Origin of the sequence: Methylomonas sp. Kb3 (assembly GCF_002834115.1) — a bacterium.
Classification (GTDB): domain Bacteria; phylum Pseudomonadota; class Gammaproteobacteria; order Methylococcales; family Methylomonadaceae; genus Methylomonas; species Methylomonas defluvii.
The window spans coordinates 29,522-47,656 of sequence record NZ_PIZT01000017.1; the positions used below are offsets into that span (position 1 = coordinate 29,522).

Sequence of the window (18,135 nt, forward strand, 5' to 3'; positions counted from 1 at the left end):
CTGATGTTTATGGGCGTTACTCATGTATTTGTTGTCTACCAATAAATAGGTCGCTCGTTCGATCCGGCCTTGTTTTAAATAAAGCAATGACCGGATTGGTTGCCATTTTATCTTATTCAGGATTCAAATATTTTTGGTTAACCTTCTCATAAATGTATTTTGCAGATGCTGCAGCGATCAGTGAGATCTTCACGGGCTTTTAACAAAACCCAAGATTGACATTGTGGACACTTCGAAAGTTGAACTCGTTTATCTTTGATGTCCTGTGCCACCACCCAAGCATCGGAAAACTCGAGTTGTCCCAAGGGATATGATTTTTTATACGCATTAAAGGCAGTAATTAGCGTCTGGATTTGGCCTTCTTTCGATTTGGCCGTGGCAACCTGAAAACACACGGCGAAGATGGTTACATCTTTATACTTACGGCGACTACCGGTCAAACCTCGGGTTGAAAACTTGATCGATCCACGACTGGGCGATTGGCCATGTAATTGACGGTATGTCTGCCTCAGTAACTTTATTGGTACTCCCGTTGCTTGATGCACGATTTTGACTTTCGCATGGAGATTGAGCAGTTCTATCGCCAAGGTTTGTTGTTGATATTTCATGAGCATTAGCTGCCTCCCTTAATCAATAGTGCCACTTAATCCGAGCATGGCTTCCGCCATTGGGGGAGAGTCTTTCTTGATGCTTTGGATAAATTGACTCGAAAACCGAGGGGTAAAACATAGCCAGTTGGAGCGGGCAATGAAATCGATGTCTTCTAGGGATAAGCACCCAACGGCTGATCGCATGGATTCGTCCGAAATTCCCCGCACCAATTCCGTCAATACTGAATTTTCTCTAGCGATTTCCCTAGCTTTGATGAGCCAGGCCTGATTCATGGTATAAATCTCTTCATCGCATCCCAGCTGATCGATCGTCGTCAATTTGTCAAAGTAGCCCTTCAGATTTTTGAATGCTGACTGCATAATGTTATCGACGTGCCCAGCCATATTGACTATTTTCAGTTTCGATTTCAGATAATCGGATCCGAATTCGGCAACCAGTGGCAAAAACAATTCCTGAAAGAAACTCTGCGTGATGGTTTTGACGTCCTTAAAATCAATCGTCAGCGATTGCTGATTGGCAAAACACTCCCGTGCCAGTCGCGCGAAATTTTTGCCATGGATTGTCTGGGGTATTTGGGAATGGGTGGCTGTAACGACAACGATATGCATGCGACTTCTCCTTAGTAGCTCATTGATTGCCTCTAACGAGTGCTTGGTTTGTTCAAAGATTGACTTTTTGATTTTGCGGAAACCCAACGCCGCCGCCCCGACCGATCAGTCCACACCTCGCAGATAGGGCATTGGCTAAATGCGGCATCAGGGTGAATCATGCCCAGGTAGCGGGCGCGGCAACGACCGCAAACCATGAATACCAAATCACCCGCAGAGAGCAGGCTGGTCAAATACCAAGCCCTGTTGATGTCTAACGGATAAAGTTGACTGGAGCGTGGTTGGATAAATTGCCTATCGGCTAAAATTCTGGAAGCAACCTTGGTGTATATCTCATAGGTCGCAACCAGTAAGGTCGCGCTTAGGCTTGGGGTAGAAAGCCGGCTCCTAATGTCTTCAATAATGCTTAAAAATAAAGAAGCATGAATATTGTTGAATGCTGAGCGAATGGCCCATTGATGATCATGTGGCAGCATGCCTTGTTTGGGCGATTTTCCTTGTATAGCTTTAAAAAATGTGATGCTTTGCTTTCGGGTTAGATGGCAGAGTTGGCTGACAATTGGCGGACGGGTGCCGAGTTGAATTAGCCTTTCCGCCAAGACCAAGTCTGCGCCTATATTTGACCTGCTTTTAAACGGCATTGGTTTCATCCGCAGTTCTAGTGATACAAGGTTGGAGGAGATCCACATAGGCAACCAGGGGCAAGTTGCTTGGGGTATAGACAGGCAATAACTGAATCACAGCGCGACTGCTTTCGGCGTGTTCACGAAGTTGCTCCTGTGTCATGCCGGCGAGACGGTCTATGCCAACTCGATCTAATCCAAATCGCCAGGCCGCTTCTTCAGGATTACTGCGCGCGCACTCTCTAGCAAGCATGAGATATTCGAAATTTAACCGGGCAAGATCTTCGTCCAGTGTTGACATAAACGCCTCTGAGTTGATTAACGACTGTTGTCGATATGCTAGGAGAGCAACGCGCAAATGTCTCGGTCGCAAAGTGACCTGATTTGGGTCACAAAGCTCCGGAAGCCTCGATTGATCTGATTTGGCGTTGTTGAAAATAATTGGCTTATTGGGCTGGTTATGCTTCTTTCGGCATGTGATGTGCGGCCAATTTGATAACGCCAGGCAATTTGCATGGTTTGATGGATTGAATGATTCTGAAATTCTTCTAACCTCGTTCTGCTTATTAGAGGCTTTGCCCACAACAAGTGGAGTCTTAATTGGCGTTTGACCTGAATAAGTGCTTTCCAAAATCATTTTTACTTCGCTCATCTCGCATTCGTTATGGAGGACATTGTTATGAATCGGCTATTCGCTAACCAGACCGCAACTACCGGTTACCTGGTTTGGGGTGGTTTATGCGCGAGGTAATTCAATGCTTGATCGATTGGTTGGATAGTGAGCCAAGCGATGAAAAAGGCCACCGCATATTGCGCGCGTTAGCTCAGGAATCGTTAAAGAAAGTGGATTTCGAAGAGTCGGAGCGACGTTTCACGGCCGATGCAATCGTCGCTGCTGTTGGTGAGTCCTTAGACAGTGCCGAACCTAAAAAATGGATCGACTGGCCGGGTTCGTTAAAAAAATATTGCGAAATCCGTGAACCGCAAATCATGGAGTTTGCCCGTAAGCGTAGGCTTTCGCATTATCCAAAGCCGGAGCGTAAAAGCACAAAGGGAGGGCCGGGACGACACACGACGTTCTATATCAAAGCTGAAACGGTTCCGGTGATATTGGAAGAAGACCAAGCAATCGAGAATGTTCGGGCTGGGAGCAACATAGCCGATTTGCAAGCCAGCTATCAACTGACAGAATTGGGTGAAGTCAAACCCAGTTGGATCGCGAGTTGGTTATTTCGGCACGGACAAATCGAATTACGCCGATGGCATGTATGGGGAGTACTGGGCTGGTTGGCAACAATAGGCGGACTTGCATTGTTAATTGCCTATGCAGGATGGCTATCGTTATCCGTGCCTAGGCCGGTGACAACGCAAGATTTGACATTACTGGTCAGTATTTTTGCGATTCCCTATGGTTCCTGGGTAACTATCATCAAGCCTTGGATATTATTGTTGGATGATCGAATTGTCGTAGCCCATGAACTATTCACAAATTTTTATGAACAGTCTGCGCAGTTCGAACTGCTTCGAGACGGAGATTTAAGAGTAATTCGGTTAGTTCGGTATTCGGCGGCATGTCCCATTTGTGGCGCCACTATTTATCTCGAAAAAGGCGAGCCGGATTACAGACGAAGATTGGTGGGGCGTTGTTATGAAAGCCCGAGAGAGCATGTGTTTAGTTTTGATAGAATCACTCGTTGCGGGCGATTACTGGTTGATCGATAACTTGTCGAGAGGAGCTGCTGCCGCACCGTTTATTCTTATTTCAATACATTTCATTTGCCCTACGACTAGCTGCGGCATACAATCGCCGCTGGTTTTAAGGTTCCCGCTCTTGGCGGGTGAAACTGGAAGTCGGTTAAATGCCGACGCTGCCCCCGCAACGGTAGGTGATTCGTCACGAGCCCGGAGACAGGCCTAAAACTGTAGTCAACAGTATTGCGGAGGGCGATCTGTCAAATCGGTTTTTTTGGTTTGTCTTTCCCTCTGTTATTCCGTCCACCTTTTTCGGAACAGACAACCATGAAAACACTCGCGGCATCTACCATCCTTTCTTCCTCAAAAATCCTGCCCGGCCTGAGTGCTATTGTTTTGGGCCTGACCGTCGTGTTAGGTTTGGGTTTCTTGCAGGACGCTAACAACTACCTGCATAACGCCGCCCACGACGGACGTCACAGCGCAGCTTTTCCTTGCCATTAACATGGCGGATTTTCGTAAGCTGGTCACCATCTCGCTACTGGCGGGACTATTGGGCGGCTTGTTACTCAGCGTGCTACAACACTATCAAACCTTGCCCTTGATTTTGGCCGCCGAACAATTCGAAACGCCATCGGCTGAGCATGTGCGTGACTGGCAACCGATGGACGGCTGGCAACGTAATGGCTTTACCTTGCTGTTCAATGGCCTAACCGGCTTCGGCTTTGCCTTGTTTATCAGTGTCGCCCTGTACTGGCGGGATCAACATGGTTACCTGTACGGACTCGGCTGGGGTTTGGCCGGTTATTTGGTATTTTTTGTCGCGCCATCATTGGGCTTGCCGCCGGAGTTGCCGGGCACCGACAGCGCCGAATTACACAGTCGCCAAGCGTGGTGGCTTTTTACGGCCGCCGCTACCGCGATTGGCTTGTTTGGTCTGTTTTTGACCAAACAGCGCTGGCTGCAAATCGGCGGCGCTGGCTTACTGGCCTTACCGCATCTGATCGGCGCACCGCATCCGGAGGTTGCCCAGGCTTTAGCGCCCGAAGCCTTACAACAGCATTTTGTGGTGTTGACATCCATCAACAACGCTATTTTCTGGCTGACCTTGGGCGCAATATCGGGCCGATTGTTGCGTAAAGTAACGTTTTAGTGGTGAATGCTACTGCAACACGCCATTGCCCGGCGATATTGATCAGCGCTCCTGCCTCCGGGCAAGGCAAAACCACCATTACGGCGGCTTTGGCCTATTACTATCGCCAGCAAAACCGCAAGGTACGCGTGTTCAAAACCGGCCCGGATTTTATCGATCCGCAAATATTGAGCTTTGCTTGCGGACAACCGGTTTATCAGCTGGATTTATGGATGATGGGCGAAGCGCATTGCCGTGAGATGCTTTATAACGCCGCCGACGCTGACATCATCTTGATTGAAGGTGTCATGGGCTTGTTCGACGGCGATAGCAGCAGCGCCGATTTGGCACAAACACTAGACGTGCCGGTGGCCGTTGTCATCGATGCGGGCGGCATGGCACAAACTTTTGCCGCTGTGGCTTACGGCTTAGCCCATTACAGAGCCAACTTGCCGTTTGTCGGCGTCATCGCCAACAAAGTCGGCAGTCCGGGTCATGCTAAATTGCTGGAAGAAGCCTTGCCGGACAGCATGCCGCTACTGGCGGCGATGGCGAAAGATGAAACGGTCGGCTTGCCGTCGCGGCACTTAGGCTTAGTGCAGGCCGATGAAATTGCAGACCTTGACCTTCGCCTGGCGCGCGCAGCCGAATTACTCAGTAGCCATGCGCCGTGCCGATTGCCGCAGCCGGTTGCCTTCGCGCCGATCGCCACCTCCCCGCCGCCACCGTTACTGGCTGGTAAGCTTATCGCTGTGGCTCGTGATGCGGCGTTTTCGTTTATCTATCAAGCCAATCTGGATTGTTTGCAAGCCATGGGCGCTGAACTGACGTTTTTCTCGCCGCTCGCAGACCACGTATTTCCCGAGGCAGACAGTGTCTACCTGCCCGGCGGTTACCCGGAACTGCATCTCCAAACATTGGCCGACAATGTCGCCATGAAACAAGCCTTGCAGCAACATCATCAAGCCGGTAAGCCGATTTACGCAGAATGCGGCGGCTTTTTATATTTGCTGGAACGCTTGATCGATAAAGACGGCCATGCGGCAGCGATGGCTGGTCTGTTACCCGGCAGCGCGCAGATGCAAAAACGCTTGGTGAATCTGGGCATGCACAGTTTGCAGTTAGAACAAGGCGAAATTCGCGGGCATAGCTTTCATCACTCGCAACTGGAAACCACACAGCAGCCGTTCACCGAATCGAAGCCTCAACGCAATCGTAGCCGTAGCGAAAACTTTTATCAGGTGGGTTCGTTGCGAGCGTCTTATCTGCACACCTACTTTCCGTTCAACCCCCAGGTCGCGGCTGGATTTTTTCTATGAGCACTCAACCTAAAGTATGGTTTGTCGGCGCAGGTCCCGGTGATCCTGATTTAATCACTGTCAAAGGTCGCGACTTAATTGCCAAAGCGGATGCCATTTTGTTCGCAGGCTCTCTGGTACAGGCCGCAGCGACGCAATGGGCACCAAGCGCTTGCGTGATCAAAGATTCCAAAGACATGACTTTGGAGCAGATTACCAACTGGCTGACCGAACAAGCCGGTCCGGGCAAAACCGTCATTCGCCTGCAAACCGGCGACCCTGGCTTGTACGGTGCATTGATTGAAATGGTGCAACCACTGGATGCGGCCAACATTGCCGTCGAAGTAGTGCCGGGCGTCTCGTCGGCATTTGCTGCGATGGCTTGCGCAGTCGAAAGCCTGACCTTGCCGGAAGTCACGCAGACCGTGATTTTGACTCGCGTTGAAGGCCGCACACCAATGCCGGACGGTGAATCCTTGCAAGAATTGGCCAGCCATCACACCACGCTGTGCCTGTTTTTATCGATCACCTTGTTGCCCTTGATCGAGCGCGAATTAAAAGCCGCCAACTGGGCTGATGATTCCCCGGTATTGGTGGTTCATAAGGCCAGCTGGCCGGGTGAACAACAGATTATTCGCGGCACCCTGGCTGATATTCGCGAACGCTGCCGGGCCGCCAAAATCAACAGTCAGGCCATGATCGTGATTAGCCCCACCTTGGGCGCGAGGCACTGGCCATCGTTAAAAAAATCCAAACTTTATGATGCCGGTTTTACGCATCGTTTTCGCCGCGCCGAGCGGCCTCAGCCTAAGGAATAAGCATGACAACCACCGTTCTCTTGGTCGGCCACGGATCGCGCAATCAGGCCGGCAACGATGAAATTCGCGAATTTCAACAACAATGGCAGGCGCAACACCCTGACTGGCGCATCGAGTTGTGCTATATCGAACTCGCCGAGGTGCTGTTGGAAGAAGGATTGAGCCGCGCCGCGCAAGGATCTAGCCGCGTGATAATCGTACCGCTGATCATCAGCGCCGCCGGGCATGTGAAGATGGAGATCCCCGAGCATATCGAGGAAGCCCGCGAAAAATTTCCAACCGTCGAATTCATCTATGCGCCGCATCTAGGCAGTAACGAAACCTTGTTGGCCATACTGCAAAAACAGCTCAATTCAGCGCTTAAATCACTGGCGATGCCGGATCCTAAAACTACCGGCGTGATCATTTTAGGCCGTGGCTCCTCCGACAAAGTCGCCAACGGGGAATTGGCAAAATTAGCGCGTTGGCTGTTTGAAGCTACCGAGCATGAACTCGTCGACATTGCCTTCACCGGTATTACCCATCCGCGTTTGGAAACCGCCGTGCAACGTCAAGTACGACTGGGCATGACGCAGATTGCGATTTTGCCCTATTACCTGTTTACCGGCTTGCTGATCGAGCGCATCGGCAAACAAATCGAACGCTTGCAAAGCCAATATCCGCAGATTGTCTTCGGTGCCGGCACTTATTTTGGTTTTGATCCGGCCATTTTTAAATTGCTTGATCAACGGGTTACCGAAGCCTGGGACCCGCTCGCGCCGAAAATGCTGGAATGCGACGGCTGTCAGTATCGCGAGCAAGCCGAACATCACCACCATCATTGATTAGCCATGAGCCACAACATTCAAACCGAACAACTGACCCAGGCTGGGCAACAAATCGAACACGATTCCTTTACCATCGTCGACCGCGAAGTCGGCGAGCACCATTATTCAGATGGGCAATGGCAAGTGGTGCGTCGCATGATCCACGCCACTGCGGATTTTGAATTCAATGGCCTGACCGAGTTTTCCGCGCATGCAATCGAAGATGGTATTCAAGCCATTTTAACTGGTGCGCCTATCGTTGCCGACGTGGAAATGATTTGCGTCGGCTTATCGCAGCCGCGCCTGGCGCATTTTGGCATCAGCGCCCGCCAGTTCATCGCCGATGCGGATGTCATAACCGCCGCCAAACAGGTCAACAGTACCCGCGCGGTACAAGCCATGCGTAAAGCGCAGCGCCTGGGTTTAATCGCCGGCGGTATCGTCTCAGTTGGCAACGCACCGACCGCGCTGTTGGAAGTGTTGCGGATGATCAAAGAAGAAGGCGTCAAGCCGGCACTGATCGTCGGGATGCCAGTCGGTTTTGTCTCTGCAGCGGAATCCAAGGATTTACTCGCCGAATTAGCCGATGTGTCATGGATCATCACCCGTGGACGTAAAGGCGGCTCGACCTTGGTCGTCGCGGCGATTCATGCCTTGTTGAGCTTGGCGGAAACCCGGCAGAAAAACGGCTGATAGCATGGCAATGCCGGAACGCAAACCCAAAGGTACCCGCAAGGGTTACACCACCGGCGCCTGTTCGGCGGCAGCGGCACGGGCGGCAGTGCAGGGTTTGCTGAATGGGCGCGTGCCGGACACTATCGACTGCGTGCTGCCCAATGGGCAAGACGTGGCATTCAAAGTCGAAGAAAGCTTCGTACAGAACGACCGAGCACATGCTGTCATCGAAAAAGACGCCGGCGACGATCCGGACTGCACCCATCGCGCTCGGCTGACGGCGGATGTGATGTGGATAGAACAACCGGACACTGTCGTATTGCAAGGCGGCGCAGGCATAGGCCTGATCACTCGGCCCGGTTTGGGGCTGGCGGTCGGCGGTCCGGCCATCAATCCGGTTCCGCGTAAAAATATCGAGGATAACATCCGTCTGATCGCCGCCGAAGCGCTAAAAACCCGAGGTCTACAGGTAACGATCTCGGTGCCGGGCGGCGAAGAGATGGCGAAAAAAACCCTGAATTATCGTTTGGGCATTATCGGCGGTATTTCGATTCTAGGTACGACCGGGATCGTGCATCCGTATTCCACGGCGGCGTTTCGGGCTAGCGTGGTGCAAGGCGTGGAAGTTGCGGCCAATCAGGGGCAGGCTAGCGTGGTGCTGACCACCGGCGGCCGCACCGAGAAATTCGTGATGCGCGAATTGCCCGAGCTGGATGAAAGCTGTTTCGTGCAAATGGGCGACTTTCTAACACCCGCACTGGACGCCGCCGCTCGTTGCGGCATTCAAAACATCATCATCGGCGGCATGGTCGGCAAGCTGACCAAAATGGCCCAGGGCGAGACCATTACTCATGCCGGTCGTGCACCGGTCGACGTTGAACTGGTCGCTGATATTGCCCGTAGCATCGGTGCGCCGGACGATGTGTGCGACGCCATCGCTGCTCAAGAAACCGCTCGCTACGCCTCCGAATGCATGGCCGAGTTGGGGTTGGAATACGAATTTCATGTCGAACTGGCTAACCGAGTCATCGCCACCTTGGAAAACCGTTATCCCGGCCGTTTTCACATCAGTGTTCTGGTGTGTGATTTCGATGGCAACAAACTGGCCGAAGCCGGAAGGAATTGATCATGCAAGCGATGTGCAGTTTTATCGGCGTACTCGACAACGGCGTCGCCAGCCTGAGCCAGGAGGCCTTGCAGGTATTACGCGAAGCCAAACATGTCATTGCCGGTAGCCGTCTGCTGGCAACGCTGGCTGATGACATCATTGAAGCCAGACACTACGACTTAACCGGGCAAATCAAACAAGTGCCGGACTGGATCAATGCCGCGTTGGCACAAAATGAAGCGGTCGCGGTACTGGCTACTGGTGACCCCTTGTGTCACGGCATCGCCGGGTTTCTGGCCGGCAAACTGGAATCCAGCCGTGTGAGTATCCTGCCCAATCTGAGCACCCTGCAATTGGCCTTTGCCGAGTTGAAATTATCTTGGCAAGCCGCCACTATCGTTTCGATCCACAGTAAGGATGCCGGTGAATGGCTGCGCGGGGCCACGCCGGAGCATGGCTTGTACGAATTGGCTCAGCGCTGCCGCCAACACGATTTGCTGGCGATATTGACCAGCCCGGACAACACCCCGGCGCGTATCGCCCGCTTATTGCAAATCGAAGGCTTGGCCGATGTGTTCGAAATGGCGATTGCCGAAGCCCTAAAGCAAGCGGAACAGCGCGTCAGCGCCTGGCTGACCATCGCTGAGGTGGCCCAAAACAGCTATCGAGATCCCAACGTCGTCATTCTGAAACGCAAAACGGCTTTGTCCGCACCGGTATTGTTTGGCGTCAGCGACGACAGCTTTCAGCAGCGCAAGCCGGAAAAAGGCCTGATCACTAAACGCGAAGTGCGTGCGGTATCGTTGGCGAGGATGCAATTGGCGCGTCGAAGTATTGTCTGGGACATCGGCGCCGGCTCCGGATCGGTGGGTTTGGAGGCGGCGCGGCTGTGTTCGGAGGGTCATGTCTTTGCCATCGAAAAAAACGCCGATGACATGGCTAATGTCGAACAGAATCAGGCTGCCTGGGGTATCAGCAATTACAGCTTAGTGCATGGCAAGGCGCCGCAATTTCTCGACACCTGGCCCGATCCGGATGCAGTATTCATCGGCGGTTCCGGTGGCGAATTGGCGGAATTGATAGCCTTGTGTTTAGGGCGTTTGCGCCCGGCGGGTTGGCTGGTGATGAACTTCGTCACGCTGGAAAACCTGTCCACCGCCGTCGATACCCTGAAACAACTCGGCGCAGACTGGGACGTCTGTCAGATTCAAGCCTCGCGTAGTAGCCCGATTCTCAATATGCATCGCATGCAGGCCGAAAATCCAGTGTGGATCGTATCTGCCACCCATTCTTTACAGCCCATATTATTCGGTCACGATGAACACTAAACTCGGCACCCTCTACGGCGTTTCCCTTGGTCCCGGCGATCCTGGCCTGATGACCCGGCACGCCTGGGATTTACTGACCGGTCCGGGCCATTGGACTTATCCGGTGCGCAAAAAAAACAGCGATAGTTATGCCTTGGACATAGCCTTGCGCGCCGGCCTGAAACTGCCTGTCGAACATAGCGAACTGCATTTTCCGATGACTCACGATGCCGAGATTCTGGCCCGTTACTGGCTGGCAGCAGCACAAACCGTGTTAGCACTATTACAACGCGGCGAGGATGTGTTGTTTCTGGTGGAGGGCGACGCCTCGACCTATTCCACTTTCGGCCATTTGCAACGCAGCGTGCGTGCTTTGCAAGCCGATGTCACCGTGGAAGTCGTGCCGGGGGTGTCGTCGTTTCATGCCGCTGCGGCGCGTAGTGGCGAACCGCTGGCTGATGTTGATGACACTATCGCCATCATCCCCGCCGGATACGGCATTGATCAGATTGAACGCCTGCTCGAGGATTTCGACACCTTGGTGCTGCTTAAGGTCAAACCTTTGCTGGACGATGTAATCGATTTGCTGCGCCGCCGTGATTTGCTCGGTCAAGGCTGGTTTATCGAAAAAGCCGGGGCGCCGGAAGAACGCATGGTGCACGACATCGCCAGCCTCGAGGGGCAAAAGGTCAATTATCTGTCGTTACTTATCATCAAAAACCCAGGCCGTCAGCGCAGCGAAATGCAGCGCGGTTGCCGCAAGAAAAAGGACTCAATCGATGAATGAAGTGCGTGTCGCCCTGGTGGCGATTACCAAACACGGCGCCGGGATTGCCACTCGCCTGGCACCACAACTCCCCGAAGCGGAGGTGGTGGTATCGGAGAAGCAATCCGAACATTTGGGTGATTTTGCCAATCCGCGTTGCGTGTATCAGGGGGCGTTGAGCGCGCAACTCGGCAAGTTGTTCGCATCCTACGACCAAATTATTTTTCTGGTGTCGCTCGGTGCGGTGGTACGGCTGATTGCGCCGCATCTTAAATCCAAGGATGTGGATCCCGGTGTGCTGGTGATCGACGATGCCGCCGAATTCGTGATCCCGGTGCTATCCGGCCATGTCGGCGGTGCCAATGCTTATGCCGAAAAGGTCGCCGCGTTGCTAAATGCCACGCCGGTACTGACCACCGCATCGGACGTGGGCAAAACCATTCCGGTGGATATCTTGGGCCGTGAACTGGGCTGGCAAGTGGAAGCCCCTAAGGTCAACATCACGCGTGTGTCGGCGGACGTGGTCAATCAACTGCCGATTGCCTTCGTGCAGGAAGCCGGCAGCTCAAATTGGTGGACGCGGCCATCGCCGTTACCGGCCAATATTCATCTGTTCCAGCGTTTCGAGGACGTTGATACCGAACAATACCGGTCGGTTTTATGGGTTACACACCGGGCCATCGATCCGGCCGTTTGGCAACAACTGGCTGAGCGATTGGTGGTGTATAGGCCGCCCACGGATCAAGCGTAAGTGTATGAAAGTCATGATTGGCATGGGTTGCGACCGCAATGCCAGCCTGGATACCTTGCGGCAAGCCTTGGCCCAGGCCTTGTGGCGTTGCGGGCTCGATGCATCTACGGTAGCCGGCTTGGCCAGCATCGACAAAAAAAATGATGAAGCAGCCTTGTTACAACTAGCCCAGATATACGATTGGCCGCTGTATTTTTATCCGGCTGAGGCTCTGGCCACCATCCCGGTACCGAATCCATCCGAGGTGGTCATGAAATACATGGGTACTCCGGCTGTGGCGGAAGCGGCCGCTTTGAGAGCGGCCAATGCCGAATTGTCGGATTTACTGGTAGAGAAACATAAATATTGCGGCACGGACGGCAAGAACGCCACCGTTTCAATAGCGAGAATCAAATGAAAAAAGCAGGCAAAATTTTACTGGTGGGTATCGGCCCCGGCGCGCATGAGCACATGACTGCCCGCGCTCGCCAAGCGATTGCGGAAGCGGACGTGGTGATTGGTTACAGCACCTACATCAAACTGGTGCAAGACTTGCTCGATGGCAAGGAAGTCATCAAAAAAGGTATGACCGAAGAACTCGATCGCAGTATCGAAGCGTATGAACATGCCAAGCAGGGCAAAATCGTCGCTATGGTGTCGTCCGGCGATATCGGTGTTTACGGCATGGCCGGGCCTACTTACGAACTGCTGCTGGACAGTGGTTGGACGCCGGATGATCCAATTCAGGTGGAAGTGGTCCCCGGTAGTACGGCGTTGTCGAGTTGCGCATCCCTGGTCGGAGCGCCGCTGACCCATGATTTTTGTTCGATCTCGCTGTCCGACTTGTTGACGCCTTGGCCGGTGATCGCCCGCCGCCTGGAAAGCGCGGCGCGCGGGGATTTCGTGGTAGCTTTGTATAACCCGAAAAGCGGTCGCCGCACGCAGCATATCGTCGAAGCGCAAACTATATTGCTGCGTCATCGGAGCCCGGACACGCCGGTTGCGATCGTTAAATCCGGTTATCGTGCTCGGCAACACATCCAGCTCGTACGCTTAGCGGAGATGGCCGATTGCGACATCGGCATGTTGACCACGGTGTTGGTCGGCAATAGCAGCACCTTCGTCCGTGCAGGGTTGATGGTAACACCGCGCGGCTATGCCAATAAATATGACGCCATGACAGGCGAAACCCGCGCAGGCGAAAAGGCGGGGCATTCGCTGAGCATGGGATTGGAGGGCTGGAAAGCTTGTGTGCGGCAATATTTACGCGACACGCCCAAGGTGACATGGCAACAGGCTGCAGCATACTTCGCACAACCGTTGGCGGACATTCTCGACGCCGTCAGCCAGTCCACGCCGAGCGATCAAGCCGGTTTATTCTGCTCGCAACGTGCAACCCCAGACAGTCATGAACGTTTACTTGTGTCACTCCAGGGTTGGGGCAAATTACGCGCCGTCGTGCGCAGCGAAGCGGGCGCCGTGGCGGAACTGTTGATCAACGCCGCTGATTTGCAAAGCAAAAACGGCTGGGTGAGTATCGTCAACAACGCCTTTCATTTGCACATCGACTGGCGCAAAACGCAGCAGATTTGGTTTGTCAGCCGTGATGATCAAACCTATGGCATTCAGGTACTCGATCAACACGGCGACGCCTTATTCAATTTATGGTTAGTCGCTGACGAAGCAGGATTCGACAGCACAGCCCTACAACACTACCGCAATGACCGAGCGCAATTTAGCGCCCCAACTGTTCTGGAACCAACCCACCATGACTGATAACACCATCCCCATGCCGGAAAAACCCAAAATGGGTGACTACAAACGCCACTTGCTGGTGTGTACCGGCCCCCGCTGTACAGAGAATGGCGAAGCACAAGCCTTGTTCGAAACCCTGGGGGACAAGTTTAAAGCAGCCGGCATCGACAAAGGCGAACTCAGGGTTAAGCGCACCCGCACCCACTGTTTCGCCACCTGCAAATCCGGCCCCATCCTTTGCGTGCAACCCGATGGTGTCTGGTATTACAACGTCAATGAAACCAATTTACAGCGCATCATTGATGAGCATTTGGTGGGCGGTCAACCTGTCGAAGCGCTGATTTATCATCAAAGTACTTGCTCGGTTCCATAGCAGTAAAACAAAGCGTTATGGATTATTTTCCTCTTTTCTTAAAAGTTAAAGACCAAACGTGTTTAGTGGTAGGCGCTGACGAAATTGCGGCGCGAAAAATTGAATTACTGCTGCAGGCTGGGGCGAACATCGTCGTCGTTGCTTTGGAAATTGGTAACGCGGTAGCCGCTATGCAACAGTCAAATCAAATCGTTATCCGTCAAAAAGCATTTACGCATGAGGATATCGACGGTATGGGGCTCGTGGTTTCCGCTACCAATTGCCGCTCCACAAATATAGAGGTCTCCAAGTTGGCGAATCAGCGGAAAATCCCTGTTAACGTGGTTGATGATCCGGCGTTATGTTCCTTTATATTCCCGGCCATTATTGATCGTTCGCCCCTACTTATCGCCATATCCTCAAGTGGTGTATCTCCCGTATTAACGCGACTTTTACGCGCCAGGGTGGAAAGTGCCATTCCGGCATCGTTTGGCCTGTTGGTGCAATTGGCTGAAAAATTCAAATTATTGGTCAAACAACGCATTGTACAACCGAGTCTGCGTAGAGTTTTCTGGGAAAAGATTTTACAAGGGCCTGTGGCTGAATTAGTTTTTGTAGGCAAGCAGAGCGAAGCGGAAGAATTGCTGCGATCGCAACTGCAGCAGGCTGACCCTACAGCAAATCAGGGTGAAGTGTATTTAATAGGCGCCGGTCCTGGCGACCCCGATTTATTAACGTTTAAAGCCTTGCGTCTGCTGCAGCAGGCAGACGTTATTGTTTATGACAGGCTGGTTTCTATCGAAGTGCTCGATATGGCCCGACGAGACGCCGAGAAAATCTATGTCGGCAAACAGAGGGATAACCATAGCCTACCGCAGGAGTCGATTAATCAACTGTTAATTGATTTAGCCCTGGCCGGCAAACGTGTCGCCCGATTAAAGGGGGGCGATCCTTTTATCTTTGGTCGTGGGGGTGAAGAAATCGAGTCCTTTATCCAACTCGGGATCCGCTTTCAGGTTGTGCCTGGCATTACTGCAGCGGCAGGCTGTGCCGCTTATGCGGGCATTCCGCTGACCCATCGCGATCATGCTCAATCCTGCACATTTGTCACCGGCCACTTAAAAGACGGCAGTATCAATCTCGACTGGCAGCAATTATCTCGTCCCCATCAAACCATTGTGATTTATATGGGACTGGCTGGATTGGCAATCATCTGCCGATCGCTGATCCAGTACGGTTGTCCGGCCAATCACCCCATTGCCGTCATTCAGGAAGGTACAACCCGAAACCAGCGGGTTTTAACCGGAACACTAGCGGATATGCCAAGTCGTATGGAACAGTCCGAGATCAAGCCGCCGTCACTGATTATTGTCGGTGCGGTAGTTACACTTCATCAACAATTGGACTGGTTTCAGCGTTCGGACTAAATCACAAGTGGAGGTTAGCATTGCCCGAAACTGAGGCTTTTTGGTAAACGGTCTCATTAGGAACAATATGAGATTCTTAAAAACGAGCCAATCAACAGACGATAGCGGGTTTATGTTCAAGAACTGACGAAAATCAACCTCGGAGGCGGTGGAGCGGATTTACATCCAGGTTTCCAGGGCGGTTCGCGATTGTTGCCAGAGATTGGAAATCCCCCACGAGCGTTTCAGATTGTGGAACAAGGGTTCTATCCACCAGCGACGGGCGTAAAACTCGACCATCGCTTCGACCTGACAGTTCGGTTTCAGTCACCAACAACAGGCGCGGCTTTGCCCAGGATAGTTTTTTGTCGTCGTAAAACTCGCACCAGCCGGCCCGCACAGGTGCTCCTTTCAGGAAGCGGGCCAAGGCTAGCGCCGAACGTATTCGCGTTTGCCCTAGATGGTCAGCGACAACTCAATCGCCGGCAAGGTGGTGATCGCCTCCGCCGTCAGGCGTTGGCCATACTTCCGCGGTCGGCCACGACCAGACTTGCCGGACATGTCGGGCGGCAAAAACAAGGCGGATCGATGCGGGCTTGGGTAATGGCCTGGATGCCACGGCTGAGCAACGGCAAAACCAAACGGCCGCGCATGAACCATGAGTCGCATAACAACCGTGTCGGCACCGTCTGTGTTGTTGCCAAGACTCGCGCAAGGCTAATGCGAGGGGCAGCTTGTTACGATTGCCGGTGTCTGACACCAAACGCGAAAAAATCTGCAGCACCAACTTAGCCTTGTTGTGACCCAAGACGCTGACGCTAAGCGTCGCCCAACATTGTGCCTGCACGAAATCAGGGCGACTGGTTTTGTGCTCATGATCGTGGCGCATCGCCAGTGTATCGTCGATCACCAAGTTCAGGGTTTGCACCGGCAACACTAGGCAGGCGCGCAGCAATCTGATGAAGGTCGCCCGCGAACGCGGCGGCACGGCGGGAAGCAAGGCGGAAATCCATTGGGACAGAAAATGGCCACTACGCAGAGAAAAGGACATGAAGTGAACCCGGAGCAAATAAATGCTCCATGGGCCGCCACTCGACAATCTATCAATGGGTTGTCGAGTGGCGGCCGCGCGGGTTAGGTATTATATTAACTACTTTTTTACGCAACGTGAAAAAGCCATGCACAAAAAAGCCGCCGACCCTAACGGATCTGGCGGCTGAATGTCTAAAGTTGATTTTTCACTATCCATGAATGGAGCTTTAATTTGATTTCATTTGCGGTGATTAAGGAGAGCGCATTATTCGGCTGGATAATGCGCTAATATAAAAGTGACTTAGCTACCTATCAGCTGCAGGTGTTTGTGCTTGAACGGATTGAGCCGCTGGATACGCCATTACCGAAGCCAGTTTACCTTGCTGATCCAACTCCACCACGAAGGCTTTGCCGTACAACGCCGGACAGCCGCAAAAGTTTGGCAATAGTTGCTGCATGGCATTGGCTGGATCGCTGGCGGTATTGGCCACCACAAAGGCGATGAAGGCATCCGAATCACTTTCAAAGGTCGATTCCTGAAATTCATCGTATTCGCTTCTGAAACTGGCCATTTGTTGCAAAACCTGAGCCGAGCAATCGCCCTTGGGCACAATGATGTCATCAGCGTTTTCCTGACCTTGATAGCAAGCCTCATCCCTGATTTCAACAACATCCTGCCCAAGCCGGATACGGTAAGCATCGCAAAAACGTACGCTAACCCAACACCAAGCACCTTGGAATTGAGCTTGGTGCGTTTCATTGACCGTTTCAATCGCTAGCTCTTCGTCGTTAAGATGCCGAACCAGTGAATGAAGCCAATGCCCGTTATCCAGGTTGCCGTGGTACAGCAAATAATCACGGTTCCAGGCAAACAAATATCGCGCAGCGCCGTCCTGTTTGATGTCATCGTCAATCGAGACGATGCCGCGGGCCATTATGTCTGCACGGGGCATGGCTTTTTCCGGCCGCTGCTCGAAGTTATCAAAAACTTCGGTATCGCAAACCGGATAAGCGATGATTTCGCGTAAGGCCTCGGGCGGTACTACGGGCACATCGTTGAGTAACCGCAGAAGCTCCCAATGCCGCAGCATGTCATAAAATCCGACAAATTCTTCGGCAGACAGCGTGGCTTTCATCTGGATAAAGCGCTGTTCGATGGTTTGCGCCAGCACGGCTTTAACCCGCTTGACCACATCAGCCTCGTCGACCAGCTTGTCACGATCCGGCAAGCGGGCGTGAAAACGGGCAGAATCCAGATGAATGATATGGCGGTGCGATGTATAGCTGTGCGAGGAATATATAGGTAAACCCTGCAGGTAGACATCGAACTCATATTGCGCCCCATTGGGTTGCTCCATGCCATGCAGATAAATCGCGCCAATCTCAGTGTCAACAAAAGTCAATCCGCTATCCAG

22 protein-coding genes and 1 riboswitch are annotated in these 18,135 nt (G+C 52.7%); of the genes, 15 read left to right on the top strand and 7 right to left on the bottom strand.

Translation table 11 applies throughout. The features are described 5' to 3' along the window. Positions 1-146: 146 nt before the first annotated feature. From CWO84_RS12525 to CWO84_RS24945, 4 genes are read right to left on the bottom strand one after another with little or no spacing between them, the layout of a single operon-like run. Complete coding sequence (locus CWO84_RS12525; RefSeq protein ID WP_033158763.1) at positions 147-614, bottom strand: FlhC family transcriptional regulator; 468 nt, start codon at positions 612-614, stop codon at positions 147-149. A 12-nt stretch (positions 615-626) separates the two neighbouring features. Next, the gene (locus CWO84_RS12530) at positions 627-1,220 is read right to left on the bottom strand and encodes an STAS-like domain-containing protein (RefSeq protein ID WP_101052975.1); all 594 of its coding nucleotides are present in this window, start codon (positions 1,218-1,220) and stop codon (positions 627-629) included. 32 nt (positions 1,221-1,252) lie between these two features. Then, positions 1,253-1,870, bottom strand: a complete 618-nt coding sequence (locus CWO84_RS12535) for a FlhC family transcriptional regulator (protein ID WP_165786313.1) — start codon at positions 1,868-1,870, stop codon at positions 1,253-1,255. Next, complete coding sequence (locus tag CWO84_RS24945) at positions 1,851-2,495, bottom strand: flagellar transcriptional regulator FlhD (RefSeq protein WP_240618036.1); 645 nt, start codon at positions 2,493-2,495, stop codon at positions 1,851-1,853. Before CWO84_RS24945 ends, CWO84_RS12535 begins: the two co-directional genes overlap by 20 nt. Positions 2,496-2,686: 191 nt before the next feature. Between CWO84_RS24945 and CWO84_RS12545 the strand changes: the two genes are divergently transcribed. The 15 genes from CWO84_RS12545 to cysG all read left to right on the top strand — a co-directional run bounded on the left by CWO84_RS12545 (position 2,687) and on the right by cysG (position 15,709). Next, entirely contained in the window at positions 2,687-3,565 is an 879-nt protein-coding gene (locus CWO84_RS12545; RefSeq protein ID WP_240618037.1) for a hypothetical protein, read from the top strand. An 80-nt stretch (positions 3,566-3,645) separates the two neighbouring features. After that, positions 3,646-3,776: riboswitch (cobalamin riboswitch) on the top strand. Between the two features lie 86 nt (positions 3,777-3,862). Further along, positions 3,863-4,039, top strand: coding sequence for a CbtB domain-containing protein (locus CWO84_RS12550; protein WP_101052980.1), 177 nt, complete (start codon positions 3,863-3,865; stop codon positions 4,037-4,039). A 1-nt stretch (position 4,040) separates the two neighbouring features. Next, positions 4,041-4,688: a CbtA family protein gene (locus CWO84_RS12555; protein ID WP_101052982.1), complete on the top strand. Its 648-nt coding sequence runs from the start codon at positions 4,041-4,043 to the stop codon at positions 4,686-4,688. Between the two features lie 2 nt (positions 4,689-4,690). Next, positions 4,691-5,986 (top strand): cobyrinate a,c-diamide synthase, encoded by a 1,296-nt coding sequence (locus CWO84_RS12560; protein WP_101052984.1) that lies wholly within the window; start codon positions 4,691-4,693, stop codon positions 5,984-5,986. Next, positions 5,983-6,783 (top strand): precorrin-4 C(11)-methyltransferase, encoded by an 801-nt coding sequence (gene cobM, locus CWO84_RS12565; RefSeq protein WP_033158757.1) that lies wholly within the window; start codon positions 5,983-5,985, stop codon positions 6,781-6,783. Before CWO84_RS12560 ends, cobM begins: the two co-directional genes overlap by 4 nt. 2 nt (positions 6,784-6,785) lie before the next feature. Next, positions 6,786-7,607 carry a sirohydrochlorin chelatase gene (locus CWO84_RS12570; RefSeq protein WP_174843456.1) on the top strand — a complete coding sequence of 274 codons (822 nt, stop codon included), beginning with the start codon at positions 6,786-6,788 and terminating at the stop codon, positions 7,605-7,607. A gap of 6 nt (positions 7,608-7,613) precedes the next feature. Beyond that, positions 7,614-8,282, top strand: coding sequence for a precorrin-8X methylmutase (locus tag CWO84_RS12575; RefSeq protein ID WP_101052986.1), 669 nt, complete (start codon positions 7,614-7,616; stop codon positions 8,280-8,282). Between the two features lie 4 nt (positions 8,283-8,286). Continuing rightward, the gene (locus CWO84_RS12580; RefSeq protein ID WP_101052988.1) at positions 8,287-9,390 is read left to right on the top strand and encodes a cobalt-precorrin-5B (C(1))-methyltransferase; all 1,104 of its coding nucleotides are present in this window, start codon (positions 8,287-8,289) and stop codon (positions 9,388-9,390) included. A 2-nt stretch (positions 9,391-9,392) separates the two neighbouring features. Then, positions 9,393-10,700: a precorrin-6y C5,15-methyltransferase (decarboxylating) subunit CbiE gene (gene cbiE, locus CWO84_RS12585; protein ID WP_101052990.1), complete on the top strand. Its 1,308-nt coding sequence runs from the start codon at positions 9,393-9,395 to the stop codon at positions 10,698-10,700. Then, entirely contained in the window at positions 10,690-11,466 is a 777-nt protein-coding gene (cobI, locus tag CWO84_RS12590) for a precorrin-2 C(20)-methyltransferase (protein ID WP_101052992.1), read from the top strand. Before cbiE ends, cobI begins: the two co-directional genes overlap by 11 nt. Next, the gene (locus CWO84_RS12595) at positions 11,459-12,196 is read left to right on the top strand and encodes a cobalamin biosynthesis central domain-containing protein (protein WP_101052994.1); all 738 of its coding nucleotides are present in this window, start codon (positions 11,459-11,461) and stop codon (positions 12,194-12,196) included. The genes cobI and CWO84_RS12595 overlap by 8 nt, the downstream gene beginning before the upstream one ends. A 4-nt stretch (positions 12,197-12,200) precedes the next feature. Continuing rightward, positions 12,201-12,593, top strand: coding sequence for a cobalamin biosynthesis protein (locus CWO84_RS12600; protein WP_101052996.1), 393 nt, complete (start codon positions 12,201-12,203; stop codon positions 12,591-12,593). Then, positions 12,590-13,951 (top strand): precorrin-3B C(17)-methyltransferase, encoded by a 1,362-nt coding sequence (cobJ, locus tag CWO84_RS12605; protein WP_101052998.1) that lies wholly within the window; start codon positions 12,590-12,592, stop codon positions 13,949-13,951. The genes CWO84_RS12600 and cobJ overlap by 4 nt, the downstream gene beginning before the upstream one ends. Beyond that, positions 13,944-14,303 (top strand): Fe-S-binding domain-containing protein, encoded by a 360-nt coding sequence (locus CWO84_RS12610; protein ID WP_101053000.1) that lies wholly within the window; start codon positions 13,944-13,946, stop codon positions 14,301-14,303. The genes cobJ and CWO84_RS12610 overlap by 8 nt, the downstream gene beginning before the upstream one ends. A gap of 17 nt (positions 14,304-14,320) precedes the next feature. After that, the gene (gene cysG / locus CWO84_RS12615) at positions 14,321-15,709 is read left to right on the top strand and encodes a siroheme synthase CysG (protein WP_101053002.1); all 1,389 of its coding nucleotides are present in this window, start codon (positions 14,321-14,323) and stop codon (positions 15,707-15,709) included. A gap of 159 nt (positions 15,710-15,868) precedes the next feature. Here the strand turns inward: cysG and CWO84_RS24050 are convergent, their stop codons facing one another. From CWO84_RS24050 to CWO84_RS12625, 3 genes are all read right to left on the bottom strand, one after another. Next, complete coding sequence (locus tag CWO84_RS24050) at positions 15,869-15,988, bottom strand: transposase (RefSeq protein WP_117433616.1); 120 nt, start codon at positions 15,986-15,988, stop codon at positions 15,869-15,871. 175 nt (positions 15,989-16,163) lie between these two features. After that, positions 16,164-16,739, bottom strand: a complete 576-nt coding sequence (locus CWO84_RS12620; RefSeq protein ID WP_101053004.1) for a hypothetical protein — start codon at positions 16,737-16,739, stop codon at positions 16,164-16,166. A 286-nt stretch (positions 16,740-17,025) separates the two neighbouring features. Beyond that, positions 17,026-18,135 (bottom strand): hypothetical protein (locus CWO84_RS12625; RefSeq protein ID WP_101053006.1); only part of this gene is annotated, 1,110 nt, incomplete at its 5' end.

Excerpts from the sequence above, each read along its gene's own strand:
- CWO84_RS12555 (WP_101052982.1), top strand. The coding sequence starts at position 4,041 with ATGGCGGATTTTCGTAAGCTGGTCACCATCTCGCTACTGGCGGGACTA.
- cobJ (WP_101052998.1), top strand. The coding sequence starts at position 12,590 with ATGAAAAAAGCAGGCAAAATTTTACTGGTGGGTATCGGCCCCGGCGCG.
- CWO84_RS12595 (WP_101052994.1), top strand. The coding sequence starts at position 11,459 with ATGAATGAAGTGCGTGTCGCCCTGGTGGCGATTACCAAACACGGCGCC.
- CWO84_RS12570 (WP_174843456.1), top strand. The coding sequence starts at position 6,786 with ATGACAACCACCGTTCTCTTGGTCGGCCACGGATCGCGCAATCAGGCC.
- CWO84_RS24050 (WP_117433616.1), bottom strand. The coding sequence starts at position 15,988 with ATGGTCGAGTTTTACGCCCGTCGCTGGTGGATAGAACCCTTGTTCCAC.
- cobI (WP_101052992.1), top strand. The coding sequence starts at position 10,690 with ATGAACACTAAACTCGGCACCCTCTACGGCGTTTCCCTTGGTCCCGGC.
- CWO84_RS12550 (WP_101052980.1), top strand. The coding sequence starts at position 3,863 with ATGAAAACACTCGCGGCATCTACCATCCTTTCTTCCTCAAAAATCCTG.
- CWO84_RS12580 (WP_101052988.1), top strand. The coding sequence starts at position 8,287 with ATGGCAATGCCGGAACGCAAACCCAAAGGTACCCGCAAGGGTTACACC.
- cobM (WP_033158757.1), top strand. The coding sequence starts at position 5,983 with ATGAGCACTCAACCTAAAGTATGGTTTGTCGGCGCAGGTCCCGGTGAT.
- cbiE (WP_101052990.1), top strand. The coding sequence starts at position 9,393 with ATGCAAGCGATGTGCAGTTTTATCGGCGTACTCGACAACGGCGTCGCC.
- CWO84_RS12600 (WP_101052996.1), top strand. The coding sequence starts at position 12,201 with ATGAAAGTCATGATTGGCATGGGTTGCGACCGCAATGCCAGCCTGGAT.
- CWO84_RS12525 (WP_033158763.1), bottom strand. The coding sequence starts at position 614 with ATGCTCATGAAATATCAACAACAAACCTTGGCGATAGAACTGCTCAAT.
- CWO84_RS12575 (WP_101052986.1), top strand. The coding sequence starts at position 7,614 with ATGAGCCACAACATTCAAACCGAACAACTGACCCAGGCTGGGCAACAA.
- CWO84_RS24945 (WP_240618036.1), bottom strand. The coding sequence starts at position 2,495 with ATGAGCGAAGTAAAAATGATTTTGGAAAGCACTTATTCAGGTCAAACG.
- CWO84_RS12530 (WP_101052975.1), bottom strand. The coding sequence starts at position 1,220 with ATGCATATCGTTGTCGTTACAGCCACCCATTCCCAAATACCCCAGACA.
- CWO84_RS12620 (WP_101053004.1), bottom strand. The coding sequence starts at position 16,739 with ATGTCCTTTTCTCTGCGTAGTGGCCATTTTCTGTCCCAATGGATTTCC.
- cysG (WP_101053002.1), top strand. The coding sequence starts at position 14,321 with ATGGATTATTTTCCTCTTTTCTTAAAAGTTAAAGACCAAACGTGTTTA.
- CWO84_RS12610 (WP_101053000.1), top strand. The coding sequence starts at position 13,944 with ATGACTGATAACACCATCCCCATGCCGGAAAAACCCAAAATGGGTGAC.
- CWO84_RS12535 (WP_165786313.1), bottom strand. The coding sequence starts at position 1,870 with ATGAAACCAATGCCGTTTAAAAGCAGGTCAAATATAGGCGCAGACTTG.